Annotated in this window: 17 protein-coding genes and 1 pseudogene; 10 read left to right on the top strand and 8 right to left on the bottom strand. The window is 67.2% G+C overall.

From position 1 onward, the window contains the following. Nucleotides 1–75: 75 nt before the first annotated feature. The 5 genes from ABD210_RS04820 (at nucleotide 76) to ABD210_RS04840 (ending at nucleotide 7,976) form a co-directional block, all read left to right on the top strand. Nucleotides 76–1,200, top strand: coding sequence for an NAD(P)/FAD-dependent oxidoreductase (locus ABD210_RS04820; protein ID WP_344109186.1), 1,125 nt, complete (start codon nucleotides 76–78; stop codon nucleotides 1,198–1,200). 77 nt (nucleotides 1,201–1,277) lie between these two features. Beyond that, nucleotides 1,278–1,709: a hypothetical protein gene (locus ABD210_RS04825; protein ID WP_344109188.1), complete on the top strand. Its 432-nt coding sequence runs from the start codon at nucleotides 1,278–1,280 to the stop codon at nucleotides 1,707–1,709. An 11-nt stretch (nucleotides 1,710–1,720) separates the two neighbouring features. Next, nucleotides 1,721–2,083: a YciI family protein gene (locus tag ABD210_RS04830; protein WP_344109190.1), complete on the top strand. Its 363-nt coding sequence runs from the start codon at nucleotides 1,721–1,723 to the stop codon at nucleotides 2,081–2,083. Next, nucleotides 2,083–3,279 carry an RNA polymerase sigma factor gene (locus tag ABD210_RS04835; RefSeq protein WP_344109193.1) on the top strand — a complete coding sequence of 399 codons (1,197 nt, stop codon included), beginning with the start codon at nucleotides 2,083–2,085 and terminating at the stop codon, nucleotides 3,277–3,279. The genes ABD210_RS04830 and ABD210_RS04835 overlap by 1 nt, the downstream gene beginning before the upstream one ends. Nucleotides 3,280–3,563: 284 nt before the next feature. Then, complete coding sequence (locus ABD210_RS04840) at nucleotides 3,564–7,976, top strand: S8 family serine peptidase (RefSeq protein WP_344109195.1); 4,413 nt, start codon at nucleotides 3,564–3,566, stop codon at nucleotides 7,974–7,976. A 774-nt stretch (nucleotides 7,977–8,750) separates the two neighbouring features. Here the strand turns inward: ABD210_RS04840 and ABD210_RS04845 are convergent. Continuing rightward, the gene (locus ABD210_RS04845) at nucleotides 8,751–12,533 is read right to left on the bottom strand and encodes a S8 family peptidase (protein WP_344109198.1); all 3,783 of its coding nucleotides are present in this window, start codon (nucleotides 12,531–12,533) and stop codon (nucleotides 8,751–8,753) included. Nucleotides 12,534–12,994: 461 nt separating this feature from the next. On the opposite strand from ABD210_RS04845, the gene ABD210_RS04850 reads away from it, so the two are divergent. Continuing rightward, nucleotides 12,995–13,393 carry a hypothetical protein gene (locus tag ABD210_RS04850; protein ID WP_344109200.1) on the top strand — a complete coding sequence of 133 codons (399 nt, stop codon included), beginning with the start codon at nucleotides 12,995–12,997 and terminating at the stop codon, nucleotides 13,391–13,393. A 449-nt stretch (nucleotides 13,394–13,842) separates the two neighbouring features. Here the strand turns inward: ABD210_RS04850 and ABD210_RS04855 are convergent, their stop codons facing one another. The 3 genes and pseudogenes from ABD210_RS04855 to ABD210_RS04860 form a co-directional block, all read right to left on the bottom strand. After that, nucleotides 13,843–14,481 carry a ribonuclease FAU-1 family protein gene (locus ABD210_RS04855; protein ID WP_344109203.1) on the bottom strand — a complete coding sequence of 213 codons (639 nt, stop codon included), beginning with the start codon at nucleotides 14,479–14,481 and terminating at the stop codon, nucleotides 13,843–13,845. A 147-nt stretch (nucleotides 14,482–14,628) separates the two neighbouring features. Then, nucleotides 14,629–15,477, bottom strand: coding sequence for an HNH endonuclease signature motif containing protein (locus ABD210_RS32395; RefSeq protein WP_425552635.1), 849 nt, complete (start codon nucleotides 15,475–15,477; stop codon nucleotides 14,629–14,631). Between the two features lie 5 nt (nucleotides 15,478–15,482). Then, nucleotides 15,483–16,382 (bottom strand): annotated as a pseudogene (locus tag ABD210_RS04860) (DUF222 domain-containing protein); the annotation flags it as partial. A gap of 399 nt (nucleotides 16,383–16,781) precedes the next feature. On the opposite strand from ABD210_RS04860, the gene ABD210_RS04865 reads away from it, so the two are divergent. The 3 genes from ABD210_RS04865 to ABD210_RS04875 all read left to right on the top strand — a co-directional run bounded on the left by ABD210_RS04865 (nucleotide 16,782) and on the right by ABD210_RS04875 (nucleotide 19,171). Then, on the top strand, nucleotides 16,782–17,516 hold the full coding sequence (locus tag ABD210_RS04865; protein ID WP_344109208.1) for a Type 1 glutamine amidotransferase-like domain-containing protein: 735 nt from the start codon (nucleotides 16,782–16,784) through the stop codon (nucleotides 17,514–17,516). Nucleotides 17,517–17,691: 175 nt separating this feature from the next. Continuing rightward, nucleotides 17,692–18,108, top strand: coding sequence for a GNAT family N-acetyltransferase (locus ABD210_RS04870; RefSeq protein ID WP_344109211.1), 417 nt, complete (start codon nucleotides 17,692–17,694; stop codon nucleotides 18,106–18,108). 115 nt (nucleotides 18,109–18,223) lie between these two features. Further along, nucleotides 18,224–19,171: a TIGR03560 family F420-dependent LLM class oxidoreductase gene (locus ABD210_RS04875; protein ID WP_344109213.1), complete on the top strand. Its 948-nt coding sequence runs from the start codon at nucleotides 18,224–18,226 to the stop codon at nucleotides 19,169–19,171. A gap of 55 nt (nucleotides 19,172–19,226) precedes the next feature. Here the strand turns inward: ABD210_RS04875 and ABD210_RS04880 are convergent, their stop codons facing one another. Then, entirely contained in the window at nucleotides 19,227–19,922 is a 696-nt protein-coding gene (locus ABD210_RS04880) for a DUF4386 family protein (protein WP_344109215.1), read from the bottom strand. A 99-nt stretch (nucleotides 19,923–20,021) separates the two neighbouring features. On the opposite strand from ABD210_RS04880, the gene ABD210_RS04885 reads away from it, so the two are divergent. Beyond that, entirely contained in the window at nucleotides 20,022–20,465 is a 444-nt protein-coding gene (locus tag ABD210_RS04885; protein ID WP_344109218.1) for a formylglycine-generating enzyme family protein, read from the top strand. 29 nt (nucleotides 20,466–20,494) lie between these two features. On the opposite strand, the gene ABD210_RS04890 is transcribed toward ABD210_RS04885, so the two are convergent. The 3 genes from ABD210_RS04890 to ABD210_RS04900 form a co-directional block, all read right to left on the bottom strand. After that, entirely contained in the window at nucleotides 20,495–20,743 is a 249-nt protein-coding gene (locus ABD210_RS04890) for a helix-turn-helix domain-containing protein (RefSeq protein WP_344109220.1), read from the bottom strand. A 109-nt stretch (nucleotides 20,744–20,852) separates the two neighbouring features. Beyond that, nucleotides 20,853–22,472, bottom strand: a complete 1,620-nt coding sequence (locus tag ABD210_RS04895) for a PucR family transcriptional regulator (RefSeq protein WP_344109222.1) — start codon at nucleotides 22,470–22,472, stop codon at nucleotides 20,853–20,855. Beyond that, on the bottom strand, nucleotides 22,469–23,065 hold the full coding sequence (locus ABD210_RS04900; RefSeq protein ID WP_344109224.1) for an MEDS domain-containing protein: 597 nt from the start codon (nucleotides 23,063–23,065) through the stop codon (nucleotides 22,469–22,471). Before ABD210_RS04900 ends, ABD210_RS04895 begins: the two co-directional genes overlap by 4 nt. Nucleotides 23,066–23,139 lie beyond the last annotated feature (74 nt).

Below are 23,139 nucleotides of genomic sequence, written 5' to 3' on the forward strand. Positions count from 1 at the left end.
CGGGAAGACTCTGCCACTAGCCTCCGACAATCGCAGCCGGTGTGACACTGGGGGTCGTTGGCCGAGGAGGTGGCGGTGAAGCTGGTCTGGGACTTGGTCGTGGTGGGTGCCGGCCCCGCCGGAGCGGCGACGGCACTGGGCGCGTTGGCAGCCGATCCCAATTTGTCGGTGCTGCTGCTCGATCGGCACGACTTCCCTCGCGACAAGGCCTGTGGTGACGGGATCGCGCCGCACGTGCTCGACCTGCTCGCCGAGGTCGGCGTCACCGGCCTCCTCGACGACCGAACGCCGGTGCGTCACCTCTCGCTCCACCGCGGCGGCCTCGCGGTCGACCGTGAGATGGCGCGACCGGCCTGGGTGGTGCCGAGGAAGGTGTTCGACCAGCGGCTTCTCGAAGCCGCCCAGGCTGCGGGGGCTCACCTCGTCCGACATCGCGCCCGAGAGCTCGACGTACTGCGGGCTTCGGTGCGGGTGGACGACCTGGTCGGCCAGTTCGTGGTCGGTGCGGATGGCGCGAATTCCGTCGTACGGCGTTCGCTCGGCGCCGCGGGTGGTCCGGTCGCCTTGGCCATTCGGGGATATGCGCCCACGCCGCCGGGACGTGCGGCCCGTCAGGTGATCGTGTTCGGGTTGGGCCGCCAACCGTCGTACGCGTGGTCCTTCGACCGTGGGGACGGACTGTCGAACGTCGGGTACGGCGAGCAGTTGTCCGCGGCGCGAGCGCATCCGACCCGGGCGGAGCTCCTCACCCGGCTCGACGAGTTGCTGCCGGGCGCGACCGACGGTGGCTCGAACTGGCGAGCGCATCATCTGCCCTTGTCCACGTGGTCCTGGCGTCCGGCCTCGGGCAGGGTGATGCTGGTTGGAGACGCAGCCGGGTTGATCAATCCGATGACTGGTGAGGGCATCTACTACGCGGTGGCCACGGGGTTGCTCGCCGGCCGAGCCGCCGCAGCCGCGATCGGTGCGGGCGACGCCAGCGCGGGCTCGACGTACCGGCGGGAAGCCGGACGGCTGCTTGGCCGGCACCTGCGCCACACCGCGCTCACGGCTCAGCTGTGCCGGTCCGGGCGAATCCTCGACCTGGGAATCCAGGCATCGGCGGAGGATCAGCACGTCTTCGACGACCTGGTCGAAATCGGCCTTGCGAACGGGCACATCACGCCGGGGCTGGTGCGCGGCCTGTTCCGGAGAAAATAGCTCGTGGCGGATGTAGAAAGGCGCTGGTCGGGTCCGAGGTACCGGTGTCAGCAAGCCTGCCGAGAAAGGACCCTGAAATGAACGAGAAGACTTTGCTCGCCGACGAGACCGACGAGCTGCAGCGGTTGGGGCGGCTGGTGGGGAAGTGGGAGGTGTCGGGTGGGGCGACCGGCACGACCAGTTTCGAGTGGATGGAAGGCGGGTTCTTCCTGATCCAGCGCGGCGACCTCCTGCACGACGGCCACGTGGTGCGGATGACGGAGATCATCGGCCGGGAGCACCCGTTCGGCGAGAAGCCGGGGACCGAGATCAAGTCCCGCGTCTACGACACCAACGGGAACACGCTCGACTACGTGTACGAGCTGGAGGGTGACGTGCTGACCATCTGGGGTGGTTACAAGGGCTCGCCGGGGTACTTCCGCGGCGAGTTCAGCGCCGACGGAGATCGCCTGACCGGCGACTGGGTCTACCCTGGCGGCGGCTACCACGCGACGATGGTCAGGAGCTGAGGGGAGCTACGGTGAAGTACCTGCTACTTGCTTATGGCAACCAGGCTGACTGGGACACCGTGGACGTGACCAGCCCGGAGTTCCTTGCCGCGTGCAAGTTCTACGAGGATCTGAGCAATGAGCTCACCGCCTCGGGAGAACTGCTGACGACCGAGGGCCTGGCACATCCCGCGTTGTCCCGGACGATCCGGAGGACCGCCGATGGTCCGGTGGCCAGCGAGGGACCGTTCGCGGAGTCGAAGGAGGTGCTCGCCAGCCTCGCGATCGTGGACTGCGACAGCCACGACCGCGCGATGGAGATCGCCGCGAGCATCGTCGAGGCAGTCGGTGACACGGTCGAGGTCCGTCCGATCATGCAGGGCCCGCCGAGCTGATGTCCGAGGTTCCACGGTCCGAGGAGCTGTGGCGCGAGTTGGCGCCGCAGGTCCTCGGAGCGCTGGTCCGGCGGTACGGGCATTTCGAGTCCTGTGAGGACGCCGTCCAGGAAGCACTCGTGGCGGCCTCCCGGCAATGGCCCGAGGACGGCGTTCCCGAAGAGCCGCGGACCTGGCTGATCCGGGTGGCTTCCCGTCGGCTGATCGACATCCTGCGGAGTGAACAGTCCCGCCGGGAGCGGGAAGAGGCGGTCTTCGTCTCTGCCGGTTCACCCGCTGTGCCTGATACCGATGACTCGCTGACGTTGCTGTTCCTCTGTTGTCACCCGGATCTGACGACTTCGTCGCAGATCGCGCTCACGTTGCGGGCGGTGGGTGGCCTCAGCACCGCCGAGATCGCCTATGCGCTGCTGACACCCGAGGCGACGATGGGACAGCGGATCAGCCGAGCCAAGCAGAAGGTCCGGGGAACACCCTTCCGTGCGCCCGCGGAGTACGGGGAGCGGCTGGCCGCAGTACTGCAGGTGCTGTATCTGATCTTCAACGAGGGATACACCGGTACGGCGGGGGAGTCGCTGCAGCGAGTCGAGCTTGCGACGGAGGCGATCCGGCTGGCGCGGATGCTGCACGGGATCCTGCCCGATGACGGTGAGGTGTCCGGGCTGCTTGCGCTGATGCTGCTCACCGATGCCCGGCGTGCTGCTCGTACTACGCCGGCGGGTGCGCTGGTTCCGTTGGCCGAGCAGGATCGCGAGTTGTGGGATCAGTCCGCGATCGCCGAGGGAGTCGCGCTCGTGACGCGGGCGATGTCGTCGACCGAGCTCGGGCCGTATCAGCTGCAGGCCGCGATCGCCGCAGTACACGACGAGGCCAGGCATTCGGACGACACTGACTGGCGGCAGATTCTCGGTCTCTACCACCTGCTCGAACCGATGCTCGAGGGCCCGGTCGTCACGCTCAACCGCGCTGTCGCGACCGCCATGGTGCACGGCCCCGCCGCCGGCCTCGCGCTTCTCGACACGCTGAAGGCCGACGAGCGGCTCGCGCGCAACCATCGCTATTCCGCAGTCCGCGCGCACTTGCTCGAGCTCGACGGCCAGCTCGAAGCCGCCGTCACTACCTATCGCGAGGCCGCCAAACTAACCATCAACAGCGCCGAACAGCGGTACCTCCTGACTCGAGCCACCCGCCTATGAACCGTTCCCGCTTCGGTGGACGCTGGGGGAGCAGGCCAGGATCGGGGGCTGTGGTCCGCGGATGCCTGATCAGTGCGGTGTAGATCTGGCCGTCACCGTCTCGGGATGCCGATCGCGTTGAGCTTCTGGTTGTCGTGGCGATGATCGGCCAGGTGGCGACTATTGGTCACGGTGAAATTCTTGCGTCACGCGGCGCTGTCCTGTGATGTTGTCCCGACCACCGGTAGGCCGCCGTCGTTGCGGCTGACCCGCCTCTCAGGCCCCCACCGTCAGAAAGTGGCGTCATGCTCCGCTCAAAGGCCATCCCATTTCGCGCCTTGCTCGTTCCACTCGTCACCATCACCACAGTCGCCGGCAGCGTCCTCGTCGGCCCTGCAGCCGCTGCGCCCGCTCCCGCATCACCCTCGCCCACCCCCGCCGAGCAGCAGCAGTCGGACGGCACCAAGAAGGTGCCGATGCCCGACGGGGGAACCATCAGCGTCGCCCCGGACGGCACGGCCACCCTTACTTCGGCACAGGGCAGGGTGCTGGGTATCAAGAAGTTGGTTGTCCCGCAGGGTAGTTCCGGGCTCGGCCCCTTGGTGGGCCCGAGCGATGACCAGGTCCGGGCGGCGTTCACCCAGTCGCCGTACCAGAAGGCGCCTACCGACGTGGTGGCCGTCCTGTCCGACGCCACGGCAGTCACCGGCGCCCCGGTGGTTGGCAAGCGGGCCTTCGGTACCCGCGCCCCGGTCACCTCGAACGCCGGCGTCAACTCGGCGTTGGCCAAGGTCGGCGCGGCGTCGGTGCAGCCGATGTTCCCGGATCTGCCGGCCGTCGATGCCGCCCGGCTGACCGCGAGTGCCCGTGGCCGTCTCGGCGCCGGCGCACCTGATTTGTCGAAGATGGTGCTGGTACACCTCAAGGGTGGTGACGCGGACGCGGCAGCGAAAATCCTCGATGCCACCTCCGGTGTGACCTCGGCTCGGCCGGACCTACAGGTCACGACCATGTCCACACCCGCGTCACCCTTGCCGTCCTCGGTCGCCAACGACGCCCAGAACACACTGCGTGGCCTGCAGGCGAACACGAAGCCGCCGACCGCGCCGGGGACCGGGCTGCCGACCAACTTCGGCCTGACCTCGTCCCTGCAGAGCTTCCTGAACGCCGGTGGCACCAACGCGATGGGCGCCTACAGCCTGTTGCAGAACCGGTTCGGACAGCTGCCCGGCACGGGTGAGCTGATCACCAATGTGTCGGTCGGTGATCTGACCGATCAGAGCATGGCCGACGCCGGCGACAGCTACGTGCAGGGGTTCGGGCCGACGACGATTGTCCAGAACGGCCAGCGGTACCTGGACCTGCCCTCCATGCCGCTGATCCCGACGTACACCGCAGGGCCCAGCGGCCGGCTGGACCCGCTCGGGTCGACCGAGAACGAGGATCCGTTGCTGGGGGAGGTGATGCTCGACTTCGGCGTGATGGCACCGCTACCGCACAACCTGCAGCGCCCGTCCAACCTGGGCAGCGGCGTGACCGACCTGCTCGGCATCGCTCCGGGCGCGCAGTACCGCCTGGTGGTGCCGCAGCAACCGACCTTCGACCAGATCGCGGCCGCGTTGCTGGCCGCCGCCCAGCAGAACCCGCGCCCCGACGTGATCACCGCTAGCCTCGGCTTCGGCACCGACGCGTTCGGCTTTCCCAGCCGCTACCTCGAAGACGACCCGATCATCCAAACGGTGATCGCCTCGATCGTGCAGCAGTACCACATCGTCGTAACCATCTCCTCCAACGACGGCACCCGGCTGTTCACGCCTGCCGCGGTCGGCCCCGACGGGGGAAGCACCGCCACCAACACCACCCGCCAGCCGGGTGCGACGACCGACATCAACGACGACCAGACCTCGACAACGCCGAGCCAGGTCCTCGACAGCGGCGCGATCGCGGTCGGCGGCACCACCTTGGACGACATAGCGTCGGTCTCACCGCAGACCGGTGGACCGCTGTCGCAGAATCCGACGTTCGCGACCACGCGCACCAACGGGGGCGGCAACTTCTCCTCCGGGTTCGGCAGCCGGATCAACGTGTCCGCACCCAGTGATGGGATCGCGGTCTACGAACACAAGAGGGCGGCCCCGGAGCACCCGGTCACGCCGCAGGAAGTCGTACCGGTGCTGAGCGGCGGAACGTCCGCCTCGGCGCCGATGACCGCGGCCGCGGCCGCGGTCGTGCTGCAGACAGCCAAGCTCACCGGCAAGTCGATGAGCCCCGAGGACGTGCGCTCGCTGCTGGAGAACACCGGCCGTGAGGTGGCCACTCCACCGCAGATCGACCAGCCGCTCAACGTCGGCCGCCAGATCGACATCACCGCGGCCGTCAGCGCGGTCCTCGGTGACGCGCACGGACAGCACCAGGCACAGAATGCTCAAGGCGACAGCGGATCGGCTGCGTCATCCACCAGCATCGTGCGGCTGTCGGTTGCCCATCGGCAAACGATCAGCAACCTTGGCGGCCAATTCACCGAGTACACCGATCCGGATCGGATCGACCTGGCCGATTCGAACCTCCCAGGCCAGGACACCGGTGCGGGCTTGAACGGACCGGTCACCATCGGTGCGGATGTGACAGGTCTACCCAAAGGCAAGAAGCCGGACTACGTGCTGCGCATCGGGGGTCACGAGTTCCACTCCCAGGTTCCGGCGGTTCGGCTGATGCCGAAGCAGATGCTGCAGGCGGCCGGGTTGCCGCTCGTGTCGACCACTGACCGGACCCTCCAGCTCACCTTCGAGGTCCGCTCCGCAGGGCAGCTGCTCGCCTCCGCGCACCAGCCGCTCGTGTTCGGTCCCACCGACGGTACCTACCTCGAGGCGCTCGCTCCGGTCGCGCCCGCCACGGTGAAGGCCGGCAGCCCGGTGACGGTGCATTACGACCTCACCGGCGTGCGGAACGTGAGCTCACCCCGGGTGGTCGTGTCGACGGTCGGGCACTGGAGCCCGGCGGCGGCGCCGTTGTTCACCGCCGCCTACACGGCCCCGCTGACCGGCTTGTCCGGTGACGTGACCATCCCGGCAACCGCGTTCGACGGTGGTGGCGGCATGTACGGAATCGGCCTCATCACCGGAACCGCAGGACTCCACAACGGACCCGTGTTCGGCGAGTTCACCGCGATCCGGGTAGCCGGCGGGACACCGGCACAGCGCCCGGCGGCACCGACCCTTGCGGTTGCCGGGAGCAACCAGTTCGGGCACGTCGTGGAGATCCCCAAGACCGCGCCCGGGTTCAAACTGCGCTACGACGTACGCGGCGCGGCCGGCGCGGCCTTCGAGATTTCTGCCCCGGCGGCACCCACCGTGTACAACTCGCTCAACACGGTCACCAACGCCAATGGCACGGTCCGTGACCACGACGGGGTGGACACCGGGTCCGTCGTCTACCAACAGTTGCCCACCAGCAGCGGCACCGTCGCCCTCGACGCGGTGAAGCTCGGGCTCGCCGGTTCGCTGAACTACAGCATCCGGGTGTTCCCGACCGACCGCAACGGAAAGGTGGTCGGGCAGGCGTCGGCAACCTCGATGCTGACCCTCGACGACGGACTGGCCCCTGACGGTGGTCAGATCTCCAGCTTCGCCATACAGCCCGGCGGCACCTCCGCCGCCGCGGTCTTCGACCCGACGACCGGCGGAGAGTCCCTGCGCGAGTACGACGCCGCGACCGGCACCTACGGCCGGACGTTCGCCACGGACCCGCCAACGCTCTACCAGAGCGGCTACCAGATCATCGGCATCGACGCCGGTATCCACCGACTCCTGGTACTGCACTGGATCAACTGGGGTCCGTTCGGGATACCGTGCTCGGCGGCTAACCCGTCGTCATTGCAGACCTACGACACGCTCACCACGAAACTGGTCAGCGAAGTCTCCAGCGACTGCCAGTACACCGCTCTTGGCGGGCGGGTCGACACGATCCGCCACCGGGCCGCCGTTCTGGCCCACCGGACCAGCGACAATGCCGACATCCTGCTGCCGCTGGCCCTCTCCACCGGATCAGTCGGCACGCCTATCGAGGTTGATACCGACCCGACCGTGCAGTCAACCGGGCAGTACCACGGCATCGCCATGAATCGGACGACCGGCCAGGTCTACCTTTCCAGGACGGTCGGCCTGTGCAGCAGTTCGGGCCTGAGCGCACTCATCTCCCTGAACCTGGACTCGGGCGTGCAGACCCCAGCCGTCGCCGGTCTCTGTGTCGGCGGCCTCGACGTCGACGAGGGCGCCAACCAGGTGTATGAGGACACCCTGCGTACGCCGTTCAGCCGGTTCCTCCCGCCCGTCGCAACGCTCTCAGGGTTCGCCGGCGACACCATGAATGCCCTCACCCCGATAGTGGCGCGCCCAGGCCAGCCATCGATCGGCCTCGTCATCGACTCGAGGCAGCATCTCGCGCTGCTCCCTTTCCTGTCATCGGCCGCGGCGGGGGACAACAACGCGACCAGCCAGGCCGACGTCGTCGACCTGGCCACCGGAAATACCGTGTCCGCGGTCTCGAACTTCAATTTCTTCACCGGCTTCTGGGGCGGCCACTTCAACCCCGATCCTTCTTATTCGCTCATCAACCCCGGTGTGGACATAGACAACCAGCCGATGCAGCTCGATCCGGCCACCCGCACCGGGTGGACCATCTCCGGTGACGGCAGGCAGATCCAGCACTTCAAGTACTAGCCGAAAATAAGCGAGCTGGCCCCGCGGGAGATCCTCTTCCGCGGGGCCAGTTCGTTCCATTGGATGTCGGCGTGCCGATTTCGTCGGTGAAGCACCGATGCCAGGTGCAACGGCGAATTCGCTCATCTTTGTCCGCCGGCGGGTGTCCGTTCGAAGCGCCAACCGGGCCCGATCGCCGACGGCGACTTCGGTCAGGCCGGCCTTATCTGCCTCTGACGATTCCGCACGCAGGCGAGCCGGACAAGCCGCCTGGAACGATCAACCGGTTGCGGGCTCAGTTCGCCTGCCTGTACAAGTACGGCAGCCGTAGTTCGTGATGATGCCTTTCGGCAGTGGGCCGCGGAGGGCTGGGGGGTGGGGGTGCGGCCCTGACCAAGAGTGGGGGCCTGGGACAGGTAGTGGGGACCTTGTACACGTTATTTCGTGTCCGCGGTCCCTGTTTGGTGTTCAAGGTCACCGCTTCGTGACCGCTGCGCACCACCGAGTCGGGTGCTGATCACTGGCGGCGTGGTTTCGGCGGGATCGTGAGCCCCGGAGCGCCAACACTGATCAACCGCGGCTGAGCCTCCAGCCGAGCGTGCGTAGGCCTGCTCGCGACCAGGACCCGCAGGTTGGTGAGTGCTGGCAGTCCGGGCCCGTCCCCGCAACATCACAAACTCCCTGCTGCGCCGCAGTCAGATCGTCGATGCCTGCCCAGCCCAGTGCTGCCGCCGCAGACGTCGCTCGGGCGGGACCGCTGATAGCGGCCCCGCCCGAGCGACGTACTAGGAGTGGTTACTTCAGCCCGAAGGCGCGGGTGATGCTCTGGATGATGCTGTTGCCCTGGTTGTCGTGCGCGGAGGCGCGCAGGGTGACGTACGGCGCGTGGGCCGGGGCGCGCAGTACGGTCTTCCAGCCGTCACCGACGTGGTTTAGCGCTGCCCGCTGCCAGGTGGCGCCGTCGTCGTAGGAGACGTCAAGCGTGACGACGCCGATCGCCTTGGAGCTCGGTCCTCCTGGGAGGTGGGAGGGAGTGACCACGAGGTCGGCGTTCCGGCGTGCCTTGCCCGCAGTGTTGGTGTCGACCTTGTAGTCGAGCTGGATCAACGGCAGGGTCGCGGACGTGCCGGTCTCGCCGGCCGCCGAGGTGAACCCCCACTCGGTCCGCGTGCTGGTGGAGTACGGGTTCGTCCAGTCGCCCCGGGAGTTCTCCGAGACGAGCCGGTAGGGAAGGCGCTGGGGGCTGAGTCCCTGGACCCCTACCGAGTCCGAGCCCAGCTGCAGGAGCGTGTCTCCCTGGTACAGCTTCACCGTGTTCGTGACCAGGGGGTTGCTGAAGGTGCTGCCCACGTGGCCCGCACCGGAGTCCCCCCAGCCGGGGACATCGGCGTAGATCTCGTCATCGGTCCTCTTCTGCACCCCTGTCCGGTTGTCGAGGCGGGGACGCTGGATCGGGCCGAACCAGTGAAGGTCGCGGGTGGTGCCCGCCTTGTAGCCCACCCCCGCGGCCGTCTCCTGGACTTCACCGAGGAGCTCGGCCCTCTCCCTCCACTGGATGTCCGTGCCGGCAGAGACCCAGTCGGTGCGCTCACCCTGGGCGGGAGCCTCGTTGAGGAAAGAGGGGCCTGTCGTGATTCCCTGCCAGATGTCCGAGCGGTATTCGATCGCCCTGTCCTGCTGGTAGTTGCGGAAGGAGACGTCGACGCGGGCCAAGTCCGCCTCTGCCGGCCGGTAGGTCAGGTCGTCGGGTACCGCGCCGACGTAGTGACGGACAAGGTCGTAGAGATAGTCCGTGACGCGGCTGGAGACCAGGGTCAGCGGGGTCTTGCCGTGCTGGATCTGGGTGATCAGCTCCTCGCCCTCGTCCTGGGTGAGGGTGGCAGCTGAGACAGGCGGAAGGGACGGAAGGGAGCTGATGGGCTGCCTGGCCCAGGGCGCCAGCCGGCCCGCTCCATCGTTGACGACCAGCAGCAGCCGTGCGCCGGCCTGTGCGGCCGCCGCCTCCTGCTGCTCCAGTACGACGCTGTCGTTGCGGCGCACCACGACGATCTTGCCCTCGGCCCGTAGTCCGGCGTAGTCGGCCGGGGCGCCCTGACCGGCGAAGACCGCATCGAGGGTCATCCGTCCATCGGGAAGCGGCGTCGAACCTCGCTGAAACCTGAGGTCGTCGAAGCTCCGCTTGCCGGAGGCCACAGTCAGTGCAGGCTCCTCCTTGCGCCAGCGCGCGCCGAAGAAGAAGTCGCCGTTGGTGACCTTCTTGCCCGTGGGCAGCGCCCACATGCTGTCGTACCCGGGCATGAAGGTGCCCGCGGTGCCCATGATGTATTGGTCGGAACCGAAGTATCGGTAGAACTCCATGTGGTCAGTTGAGTCGGTGGTCTCCTTGGGAACGACGGCCCTGACCTGCCGGGCGGCCGAGGCGTCCAGCGTGACCGCGCGATCCCGGTCCAGGACGATCTCGGGAGCGCTCAGCAGCGCTACGCCGAGGGAGTGCGGGCCGTGTGTGCCCTGCACGTCGGCCTGGAGGAAAGCAGCGTACGTGCCGACCGGCAGCCGGACGTCGAGCGTGCCCGACTCATCGATCCTGTAGAAGTTGGAGAAGTTCTTGCCCGCCACGAGGAGCAGTCCGGAGAGCGGCTCGCCGCTGCGGTCCTTGGCGGTGACCGAAATGCTGTAGCGCTCCGATTCCTTGCCCACCCCGATGAGAGTGCGGGCGAGGACCTTGCCGTTGGTGTCGGAGGCGTTGATCATGCCGCTGAAGTCGCTGCCCACAGGGGCCTTGTCCAGGTTGGCCGTGTAGGTGACCTTGCTGGTGCCGTGCGCGGGCACGGTGACCTGCGTGGCGGACAGGGTGAACAGACCCGCAGGCGCATCAGGCACGTTGACCGCCAGATTGAGGGTGACCGGGGCGTCGGCAGTGTTGGTGTAGGTCACCTCCTTGTCGTGCTTCTCACCGGGCTCGTGTGGCCACAGGTGGTAGCCGGCGTAAGCGCTGCCGGTCGCGAACACCGTGTCCCGCACAGCGGCCGCGACGTCCAGGCGGCCGGCCCCGGCCTCATAGGGGGTGTACTGCGGGGTGGCCTTGGTGGAGCTGATCAGGGCATCTTTGAGCTGTTGGCCAGTCCAGTCCGGGTGCGCTGCGGCCAGCAGCGCGGCGGCTCCCGCGACGTGCGGGGCGGCCATCGAGGTGCCGCTCATCGTCGTGTAGGGGCCGTCGTTGCCCGGCTGCGCGGCTCGGTGGGAAAGGGCCGCCAGCACGTCGACTCCCGGTGCGGTGAGTTCCGGCTTGAGCCCGAAGTCGCCCACGCGCGGGCCCTGGCTGGAGAAGCCGGCGAGCTGGTCGGAACTGTCCACGGCGCCGACGGTCAGTGCGGCGTCCGCGGCGCCCGGCGAGCCGACGGTGTTCGGGAGACCGCTGTTGCCCGCCGCGATGACGAAGAGCGCGCCGGTCTCCGCGCTGAGCTTGTTGACGGCCTCGCTCATCGGGTCGGTGCCGTCGGTCGGGCCGCCTCCGAGACTCATGTTGATGATCTTGGCGTGCTGGTCGCGCGCGGCCCACTCCATGCCCGCCAGGATCCACGAGACTTGGCCTTGGCCACCGCAATCATTGCCGTCGCATTCCGCGGCGAGCACCTTGCCGATATGCAGGCGGGCATCGGGGGCGACGCCCTTCTCTCTTCCGCCAGAGACGGCGCCGGTGCCGGCGATGATGGAGGCGACGTGCGTGCCATGGCCTAGGTAGTCGTCGAAGACGCCCTCGGTGGGCACGAAGCTGGCCGAGCCGGCGATGCGGTCCGCCAGGTCCGGGTGGCTGTTGTCCACGCCGGTGTCCAGCACGGCGACGTCGACACCCTTACCGGTGTTTCCCGCCGCCCATACCTCCGGGGCGCCGATCTGCGCGGTGGTGTCGGCCAGAGTGGCCTTGACCTTCCCGTCCAGCCACACCTTGGCGATGCCATCGGTGAAGGAGGGCTGGGCGCCGCTGGTGAGGCGTGCGGTACTTTGCCCGCCGGCCGCTCTGGTGAGCCCGGACCAGAAGTCGGCGGCGTGGTCGTGGCTCTCGGTCAGTGCGGCGCCCTGGATGCTGCTGAGGGTGCGGGTCTTCGCGACTCCAGCGGGAAGCGCTTGGGCGCGGGCGAAGGCGGCGCTGCCGGTATAGCTGACGAGCAGAGGGAGATGGTCGGTGTGCGCGTCATCGTAACCGTCGGCGAGGAGCTCGGTGACGTCGAACAGTCCCTTGTCCAGGCGCCCGGCAGAGACGTACGGCAGGGCGGAGTCGGGGTAGACGTAGGTGTCCTTCCCGACCTGGTGGATCTTGAACCCGACGGCTTCACCGTGCGGTCCCGTGACCTCCCGGTTCTCGGTGCCGTCGGCGGCGGTGGTGACGGTGACCGTGTCCCCGGTGATCAGGGTGACGGTGCGTTGCAGGGCAGGATGGGCTCCGGCGGCATCCGACGCGTTCGTCGCCCCGGGCGTGGTGGCCGACGCGGCGGCGAATGACGACGGGATGGCCGTCAGGATCGCCAGTGCAGACCCGAAAGCGATCAGCTTCGATCTGCGGGAAAATGGGGTTGGCAAAGCGGCTCCATTTGATGAAGGAAAGAGACACCAAAACCTCAAAGGCGGCCTGAAGGGCACCAGTACAGGTTCACAGGTCAAAAGGGACACCAGGACGCGTTCTCGGTCAAAGCGGCCCGATCAACGAATACTTGGCGTGGACGATCAGAGTTAAAGCTTGTGGGGCGGGCGATGTCTAGATGAGGCGCTTGTCCGATATCGCCAGCTGGCGAATCCCGCCACTACCGGCCCGACCGCCCGCCGGCGGTGACTGCCGTCCGCGATGCCAGCACCACCTCGATCACCACGCTGCCCGAGCGACTCCGCAAGTCGCTGGCCTGGGACCAGGACGCCGAGATGGCCCAGCACACCCAACTGCGCATCGACACCTGGCTGATCGTCCATTTTTGCCGACCCTTGGCGCAGGCGGCCTTGGTCGGCGGTCTGGCGGTTGGGCGAGGTTCGCCGGTACCGTCTGCGCTGTGTCGGAAAAGGTACTGGTGCTTCTGCTGGGTGTCGTTCTTGCTGCGGGGCTTGCTGGGGTAGCGGTGGTGACCGACGCCCCTCTGATTCTCGCTGTCGCAGCAGCCATGGCTTTCGTGTCCGTCGGCTACGCGATGCCGGCCCGCGGACTGCCGCTACTACTCGCGCGGCGGCAGGCGAAGCCGCTCGGGGTGGCCCGCACAGCGTTCGTGTTCACCTTTCTGGGCATCTCGATGGTATGGGCGACCACGACCGCCCTCGTCACCAGCGAACCGTATCTACGGATGGCAGGCTGGATGATCGTGGCCTTGTTCAGCGTGTCAGGGGCCACCATCGTGGCAGGAATACGTTGCGCCGAAGATCTGAAGGCGACTCCAGTCGACGAGCCGAGACCCTGACGGCTCTACCGCGTCAAGGTATGAGCTTGAACTCTCTTAGTGCCTGTTCCTGACTGGATTCAAGTGGCTGGCGATGCCGGTCGACTTTTCCGCCGTGGTCCACGGTCTACAACTTCTTCGCCACCTGGGCAGCCGCCGGCGCGACCATCGACCTGCTCGACGCGCTGCGGGAACGAGTCCGTATCGGCGAGGGTTACACGGCCACCCCGACCGCGCAGCCATCGACTCCCAGCCCGCACGCGCTGCCGAGACCCTCTGGCGTTCCAACCGCGGCTGCGACGACTACACCGTCCGGCTGTTCGCGCCTCGCGGCTGGGCCGAGCCGGTCGAGTTCATGTCCACTGAAGCACCAAGTGCGCCATCTTCCTGATGAGCCTCGAGGATCTGGTCGAGACTGGCACGGCGCGCCGGCGCCGGACGACGTCCGGATCAGCGACTGGCACTGACGATCAGCGGGAGGCCACCTCGGCGTCCCAGTATGGGGGCAGGTCGGCCGGTTCCCACGACGGATCGGGACGGAAATCCGTGTACCGGCCGTCGAACGGGAACCGGCCGGCCTCGATGTCGCCGATGATGCGCTCGCCAACGGCGCGGATGCCGTCCGCCTCGGCTGCCGTCCAGTACGCCGGATGGTCGACGCGCTCGGCCAGCTCGTCCTCGTCTTTCAGCGACCAACTGCGATCGGCCGCGACCAGGATGTCGAGCGCGTGATCGAGGATGTCGGTCCCGGCCGACCAGCGGCGGACCGGGGACTCCAGGTTCACGTACCACCCTTCGAAGCGCATCTCCAGGTCGAAGAACCACCACACCGAATGGTCGGCCTCGGGTTCGGTGCGGATCAGCACGTGCCGGCCTTCCCAGCGCCGCGGCCAGAGCATGGACGGCGTACGGTCCCGCTCCGCCAGCGACATCTTCCGGATCGACGCGCCGTCCCGAGTGCCGCGCAGCATGCAGTCCGATCCGGCCGCGGTCCAGGTGAGCAGCGCCTCCGCGTCGTCGCGCACGACCCGCGTGGTCTGCACCGCGGCGATCATCCCGTTGAGGTGGACGTCGCGGCGGGTGATCGATCGACCAGGAGCGAAGATCATCGGGACATGGTACGGCCGTCTGGGTTACGCCGCAGCCGGCCATGAGGTTCAGGAACAGGCGTCTGGTTCGTGGGGTTCGCTCGCCGTCGGTTGAGCGGCGGGCCAGTGGTGGCTGACCGCCGACCGGCACGTCGATGGTCAACTCGGCTAGTTCTCGTGTTCGTCGCCCCAGGGGGAGGTCCAGGCTGCCGGGTCGGTACTTGTACCGGACTGGGTTGGCGCGGAGGGTGGGGCCTGGTTGGGTTCGTCGCCCCAGGGGTTGAGGCGCGCGGCTTCCTCCGGGGAGATCCAGGGGATGTCGCCGGTGTAGGGCCAGGCCCGGGCAGGGGTGGGTGGCCGAGCGGCGGTTGTTGTCGGCGGCAACGGGTTGTCCCCGGGCCGGCCTGGGTCGGTCGCGTCAACGGATCCAGGCGTGCCGGGTGGCGGTTTGCCTGGTTCCGGTGCCGGTGCCGGTTCCGGTGCCGGTGCTGGGCGGTAGCGGAGGCGGGTGGGCTTGGGGTCGGCCCATTGGGGGCGGGTGACCTGGACGACTCCGTCGGTGATGGCGACGTTCCAGTAGCCGTTGTGGGTGTCACGGTGGTCGTGTTTGCACGTCAAGACGAGGTTTTCGAGGCTGGTGGGTCCGCCTTCGGCCCAGTGAACGATGTGGTGGGTGTCGCACATGCTGGGTGGTGCGCCGCAGATGACGCAGCCTTTGTCGCGGGCATTGAGGGCCAGGCGCACAGCCTCGGTGACGTAGCGTTGTTCGATCCCGACGTCCAGGGGTCGCGAGTTGGATCCGAGGACGATGGGCAGGATGCCGGCGTCGCAGGCGAGTCTTCGTACTGCGGACGCGGAGAGTCTGTCGCCGTGAATGAGGTCGCCGAACCCTGGTGGCGCGCCGCGCTCGTTGAGTGCGGTGAAGAGGTCGAGTTGGCAGGTGGTTCCGCTCCCGCTCCTCTCAGCACGGCTCGTGGCGTCCTCGCTCTGACTGGTGGGCAGGGGCCTTGGCCGGATCCGCCGAGGAGACCGGTGGCGTTGTTGAGGGCGGCGGTGAGCTCGTTGTAGTCGATCGTGACGGTGATGTGGGGCTTGATCGCGCCGTGACCAGTGGTGACGGCTCCGGCGGCGGCGTTGAGGACGGTGGCGAGGGCGTCGGACTGCCGCTTGCCCTTGGAGCGTGGGTCCCGCCGGCCATCGATGGTCTTGTGCGGCTTGGAGTTCTCGAGGATCAGCGTGTTGAGGAGTTCCGCGTTCTCGTTGGCGAGGCGGCCTGTGAAGGTGACACCGTGGTCGGTCTTCCTCAACTGAAGGGTTTCTTGGTCGTAGGCCCTGTCTTCGGCGGGTTCAGGGCCGTCGGTGTCGACGATGTCGCGGACCTTCTTCCCTAGCCGGTGCAGGCCGGGTGGATCCAGCCCGCGCGCGGCCTCGACCATTTGTTCCTCGGCGACGCGCAGGTCCTCGACCGGCACCCTTCCCGTCGCGGCCACCGGCTCGAGGGCGGCGACGATCGCCTTGGCCTGCCCCAGGTGCAGCCATACCGGCGCTTGCTGGGTGTCCACGTCTGCGGCCTCGGCGCAGGGCTCGTGCTTCGCAATGCCGTCGGTGTCGTCGATGTCGTCGGGGTCGTCGGGGTCGAACGGGGTGGGTAGGGCGGCCGAGACCACTTCGTACTTGGGGAGCGTGGTGGCGAGTTTGAGATCGGCGCGGACCTGCGCGAGGCTCAGTCGGTGCCGCACCGAGAGGAGCGTTGGGAGATCGGCGGCGCCGAGCGTATTGGCATAGCCGCTGTGGTCTAGGGAGGCCATGAGTTGCAGCCGATAGGTCTCACGCCGGGCGGACTCGTCGTGCAGTGCGTCGAGAGCGGCTAGCTTTTCGCTGTCGCTCATCGACCACACCGGTCGCACGTCCACGAGTTCCATACCAAGACTCTAGACACCACCGCCGACAGTTTCGAGGCGTAGAACCCGTTATAAATAAGGGAGTTTGGATTCGGACGGATCCGGTCAAGTTGTCCACAGCAATTTCGTCCTGTGGATGTGGAACGTGGTCAATTCGGCTTGGTTTTCCACAGCCGCGACCCGTTCGGGTCGTAGTTACTACCGCGGGTCTCGCGTGAATGAAGCAGCTTTACCTCGCGCTAGCATGACGTATGTCGTTGCGTGTTGTCGTGCAGCTGCCGGCGAAGGATCGTGCCGAGCCGACTCATTGGACGCTGAGGGTGTCGGGACGAACGAGATCGTGCAGCAGGGCTCGGGGCGCAGTGAGTGTCCCGCAGTAGGCAATTCAGGCATCACGTTGCAACTCAGGAAGGTAGGAACATGAGAGCTCTCCTCACATCGGCCGGGATCAAGAACAGCAGCATCCACGACGCGCTGGTTGACCTGCTGGGCAAGCCGATCGCCGAGTCCAACGCCCTCTTTGTCCCGACCGCGATCTACCCCTTCCCCGGCGGGGCCGGCATGGCGTGGCAGGCGATCAGCGGCAAGGCTCCATCGCAGCTGTGTCAACTGGGTTGGAAATCGCTGGGGATCCTGGAGCTGTCGGTGCTGCCGAGCATCGAAGAGGCTGCTTGGGTGCCAACGGTCCGGGACGCCGACGCATTGCTGGTATGGGGCGGCGACCCCCTGTTTCTCGCCAACTGGATGCGGCGCTCCGGTTTGACCGATCTCCTGCCGACGCTGCGCTCCGAGGCGGTCTACGTGGGGGTGAGCGCCGGCAGCATCGCTGCTACCTCCACCTTCGTAGAGACCTACCCCGAACCGCCCCGCGGGAACGATGGACCGCTGAAGTCGGAGAACATCGTCTTCGCCACGTCCCAGGGTGACGTCGACAGAATCCTGGTCACGGGACAGGGAGCGGGACTCGTTGACTTCGCGGTGATCCCGCACCTGGAGCACGCGGACCACCCCGACGCGTCCTTGGCCAACGCAGAGAGGTGGGCGGCACGGATTCCTGCGCCGACGTACGCGATCGACGACGAGACCGCCATCAAGGTGACCGACGGCACCGTCGAAGTCGTCTCCGAGGGACAGTGGAAACTGTTCCAGCCCTAGCGGGTTCGGGCAGCTGCCCGAAATCCTCACCAAGCCACTGGCGGTCAAAGATCATCGTTCACGCGACACTAGAAGGGCATGCCGTGGCAAGGTGAAGCGGAGAGGAGTTGTTGTGCTAGCGGTGAAGCAGGGGTCGGTTGCGGACGTTGGGTCGGTGTGGCCGTTGTGGGCTTCGATGGTGGAGCACCATCGGGCAGTCGCGGGCGAGGACTGGCCGGTCCGTACTGCGGAAGCTGCCTGGGCGATTCGGCGGGAGCAGTATGTCGGGTGGCTAACAGACGGCAGTGGGACGTTGCTGCTGGCAACTACTGACGCCGGCCTGGTCGGGTACGCGATGCTGCAGATCCAGCCGTCGGGCGCGAGCTGGGATCTCGGGCCGTCCATCGGCGAGTTGGAGTCGCTGGCCGTGGTGCCGGAGGCTCGCGGCCAGGGGGTCGGGCATCGGCTGATGGGGGAATGCCGGAAGCTGCTGCGCGAACGCGGCATCGACCATTGGACCGTCGGCGTCGTCGAGGCGAACGAGGATGCGGTACGCCTCTACCTGCGCGAAGGCTTCAAGCCCTACTACCGTCAACTCCTTGGTCGGGTCTGAAAGAGCGCCTCAGCGCGGCGCGGCCGGCTGGGTTCGACCCGGAGAGCCGGCTGGCGATTCCTTTCGCGGTGTCGGGCGGTCTGTTCTGGCACGACACCGACCAGATGGGATTGCCATGGCATTGAAGTTCAGTCTGTTTCTGCCGACCGGATTCGCCGGCGAACTAGCCGGGTTCACCGACCCCGGCGAGGCACTCGACCGGGTGATCGAGCAGGCAAGGACGGCGGAGGAGGTCGGGTTCCACGCGGTCTGGTTGCCGGACCACTTCCAGACCATCCCGCCCTCGCGGGCCTACATGTTCGAGTCGTGGTCGGTACTCGCGGGGCTGGCCGCTCGCACCGAGCGGATCCGGATCGGCCAACTCGTGAGCGGGAACGGCTACAGAAATCCTGCTCTGCAGGCAAAGATCGCGTCCACGGTCGACGTGTTGTCGAAGGGACGGCTGACGTTCGGCATCGGCGCGGGCTGGTACGAGCGCGACTACGAGGCCTACGGATATCCCTTCACCGACGGGCCGGACCGGCTCCGGCAGCTTCGGGAAGCGCTGCAGATCATCCAATCCCTGTGGACGAATGACCTGACCAGCTTCGACGGGAAGTACTACAAGCTGGTCGAAGCGGTCAACCAGCCGCAGGGACTCCAGCAGCCCCGGATCCCGATGATGATCGCGGGCGGCGGCGAGAAGGTGACGTTGAAGCTGGTCGCGGAGTACGCGGATCTCTGCAACGTGATGGACTCCCCGGCCGGCGCGGAGCGGAGGTTCTCGATCCTGCGGGATCACTGTGCCACGGTCAGCCGTGACTACGACGAGATCACCCGCACGGTCACGACGCATTGCCTGGTCGCTGATTCCGACGAGGAAGCGGCCGCGGCGCTGTCAGCTGGAATGGGGGCCTTCTATCCGGGCGATTTCGGTTCCTACCTGCTCTACGGGTCCGTCGACACGGTCCGCCGCCGCATCGAGGCCTTCGAAGCGGCCGGTGTCGAGGAGCTGATCATCGGCTTCCATCAGGCCACCAACCCAGAAGCGATCCGCCACTTCGCGAAGGAATTCCTGACCTGAGGCAACCGGGGTCCGCGGTCCAAACCGCGGACCCCGGTGTCTGACTTTCCGCCGATCAGGTGTGCGGGATGATCGACTCTCCGGCGGTGATCTCGGGCAGGTGCTCGCGGACCATGTAGCCGCTCGCGCAGACCAGCCAGACCGCCGCCACCAGCAGCGGGACGGTGGTCATCAGGGTGCCTCCGGCAACGAATGCCCCATCGGAGACGAAGATCCCGAACGCGCCTGCGAACGACACCAGCGCGGCCAGCAAGGCGAGATAGCCGAGCCAGTCCGGCATCAACCTGGTCCGCAGTACTCCGACCCCGGCAGCCGCCAGTGGCAGCGTGGCGGCGAAGCCGATCATCGTGGTCAGCACAGCCGACCACTGGTACATCATCAGCGTCATCGCCGCGTCTCGTCCATCGATGCCATACGCGGTCGCCGCGTTGACTGCGGCGTTGACGAAGATGGCGCCTCCCACCAGTACAGACCCCGCCAGCAGGGCCATGTGGAGATCACTGCGTTCGTCCCGCTCGCGCATCGCCTCCGCGAAGGCCGCGGAGAACCAGATGATCAATCCGGCTGCGGCGCTCAGCATCAGCGCTCCGACCAGGATCGAGGTCCGGCCGTCGGCGAAGTAACTAGTGATCTCGTTCGCGGACTTGTCGACGCTTGGCGGGTTGCCGGGCAGGAACTTGCCCAGCAGTACCAGTACGACGAACGCCAGTCCGGCGAAGCCACCCCAACGCAACTCATGTCGCCCAGTCATGGGGAACCACCTCCAGGACATACACCGCGGAACTGTGGTGCATCTACTGCTGATACTCCGCCGTTCTCTCCCCGCGTCAAGCCCTCGATATCACCCATCGTGATCGAAGCCGCCACTCAGATTCCGTCGGCGCTGAGAAGGTCGGAGGGTGGCGCCAGCTCGGGCATCGCCGCGTTCGAGCGCGCGTGCCCAGCCGGTACTACGGGCGCGCGCTACGGAGAACTCGGCAAGGTCGCGTGGTACCGCGGCAATTCCGGGGAGCGACTCCACGAGGTCGGCGGGAAGCAGCCGAACGCTTGGGGTCTGTACGACACGTTGGGCAATATCTGGGAATGGTGCTGGGACATCTACGATGCCGAGGTCTATGGCACATACCGGGTCCTTCGTGGTGGCGGCTGGTTCGATGAACCGTGGAGCTGTCGCGCCTCGGTCGGGCGCCGAAGCCATCCCACCCTCAGCCTGGACGACGTCGGCATCCGGCTGGCCCGCAACACGGTGCGCCCGGAGGCTCCGTCAGGTAGGACTCCCGCCGGCTGCACTTGAGGTTGCAGCCGGCCGGATCGTCCGGTGGATCAGGACGCTTCGCTGTCCTGCTGGAAGGCGCGACGGGCCAGCTGGACCCGGCTGTGCACATCGAGTTTGCTAAAGACCTGCCGCAGTTGGAAATCGACGGTATGCCTGGATAGGTTCGACAGCTCCGCGATCTGGCGGTTCGTCAGTCCCTCGACCACCAGGTCAGCGACTCGTCGCTCGGCGGGGGACAGGGCGGCCCAGCCGGTTGAATCAGGGCTCATCAGATGGGCGAGGTTCGCCGTGCTCATGGTGTGCTCCACTTCGATGCTGGTAGAGGTTGTTGCCACCAGCATCGTCCCGGGAGCGGCCGGAGGTCATCGTGCTGGCGACACCAACCGGTGCTTCGAATTTGAGCACTCAGGCCGGTGGGGCCTCTGCCATCGCGAGCGTGACGGTCCACGAGCGGGTGGCGAGATGGAGGTTGAACTGCGTGTCCGGATCCGACAGGTCGTGCCCGGAGATCTCCCGGATCCGCTTCAGCCGGTAGCGCAGGGTGTTGCGATGCAGGATGAGGGCCTTCGCGGTCGCCTCATAGTTGCCGCCGTTGTCGAGGTAGCTGGCCAGCGTCTCCACCAGTTGGCTGCCGTCCTTGGAAGCGTCGTAGTCGAGCAAGGACCCCAGCCACCGGTGCAGAAAGGACTCGAGCGAACCGATGTCGGCGATCTCGGAGAGTAGCTGGTAGACGCCCAGATCCTCGAATTTGGTGACCTGCTCGGGAGCGTGCGTGGTGACCTGGAGTTTGAGGGCGAGCTGGGCCTGACCGTGCGAACGAGGGAAGTCGGGTGGGTCCGTGCAGGGCGCGCCCACCCCGACGCGACAGCTGCCGTGACCGCCCAGCTGGTCGACGACGGCCGTGCGGAACTGTTCCCAGTTGTGGTCCGTGTCCGCCAGCACCGCCACGTTGCCGGCCCTCGTGACCATCAGACTGCCGACCTGCGTGATCCGGGTCGCCTTCTGGACGGCACGGAAGAAGGCGTCCGGCTCGACGCGGTGCCGTCTGCCCTGGGTGAGCACGAGGACCCGGTGCCGCCTGGACAGGTCGTAGCCCAGCGCGTGGGCGCGGCTCGCGGCGCTCTCCGCGTCGGTGCCCGCGAGGAGCTCCTCGACGAGGTCGCGGCGCAGCCGGAGCTCGGTCTCTGCCAAGGCACGCTGGTGGGCGAGTTCGAGCGCGAGGACGGTATTGCCATGCTCCAGCGCGAGTTGCTCGCTCTCACCCGCAGTACCGTCGGGATCGATGAGGGCGATGACGCCCTCGACTTGGTGGCCAGGCTGTGACACCGCGGTCAGGCGGCCGTTCGAGCGGACCGCTCCGGCGCTCCGGACCGCAGGCTTGAGCAACTTGTCGCGCTGGGTCGCCGACACCTTCGGGTACGGGTCCGGACAGCCGGGGCCGGCCCAGGCCAGCAGGTTGCCGTAACGGTCCTCGATCGCGACGGGGTAGCCACTGAGCTCGTGCACTGCGGTGGCAATCCCCGTCGGGCCCTCGCCGGCGGCGGCCGCGGCGGTCAAACGGTCGTGAATGGCGATGATCCGGCGTTCGAGGGCATGCAGCCTGGCGTTGGCCATGGCCGCGCCCGCCTGCTGGAACAGGACGGTGAGCAGGAACTGGTGATACTCCTCGGGCTCGGTCTCGCGACTGACGAGGATGTGGCCGGCATTGCCGCGCAGGCCGACCAGTGGGAAGGCCCACGACCAGTCGTAGCCTTCGACCAGGACCGGACCGTTCCTGTCGCCGAGGGACTGGATGCGGGCGGCCACGAGGTCGGCCTCCGGTGGCGCCCCGATCGGACCGACCTGTCGCCAGGCGCCGTCCAGGTAGGCGCCGGTCGTACGACAGCGGCCGAGCGACGGCACCGCGGCGGTCGCCAGCCGGAGAATCTCGTCCTCGTTGCCGCTGGTCGTCATCACCATCGACAAGGCGAGCAACGGCCGGAAGGTGGCCAGCTGCTCACGAACCCCGTTGATGGATGAGGTCATACGTGTGTGCGGTCGAACTCGTCCGGCTCCACGAAGTACATGTTCTCCAGAACGGTGTCGCCCATCAGGACCATCGGATGCGTCTTCAGGATGTCCACGAACAGCTGGCTGGTGCTGAAGTCGAGCAGGTCGTAGAGGCACAAGAGGATCTGGGGGTACTTCGGCGCGAACCGGTTGACGTCCGACTCGTACCCGACCCATTCCTCCGCGCCGATGGCCTGGTTCACCGCCGTCGTCATCTCGCCGGTGTACCGGGCGAACGGCCACGCGCCGGAGACGAGTGTGCCGGCTGCCTCCGCCTCCCAGTAGGTCACCATCTCCGGTCGGGTGAACCCGGCGTCGGGGTTGTAGAAGTCGCTCGAGAGCCTGAGGTCGAGCTGGCCCGGATCGGCTTCGACCCCGAGCTCCGCCGCGATGGCCGCCTCGCTTGGCCCGTCGAGGATTCCGACACACTTGGCACCGGACTGGACCCCCTCGCGAAGGAACGGGGCCACGATGGCGTTGCGCTCGTCCTTTCCGCGGAAGAAGGCGCAGAAATGGGTGCCCGGCGGTACGGAGAGCCCCGAGAAGCCTAGGTCGACCTGCATGCCCATGGACTGCCCCCTTGGGGGGTGAGTAGCGGCTTGTCGCCCTAGACGATACGGCAGTAGTCCAGGCTGGACATCAT

Origin of the sequence: Kribbella alba, from assembly GCF_039529635.1 — a bacterium.
GTDB classification, from domain to species: domain Bacteria; phylum Actinomycetota; class Actinomycetes; order Propionibacteriales; family Kribbellaceae; genus Kribbella; species Kribbella alba.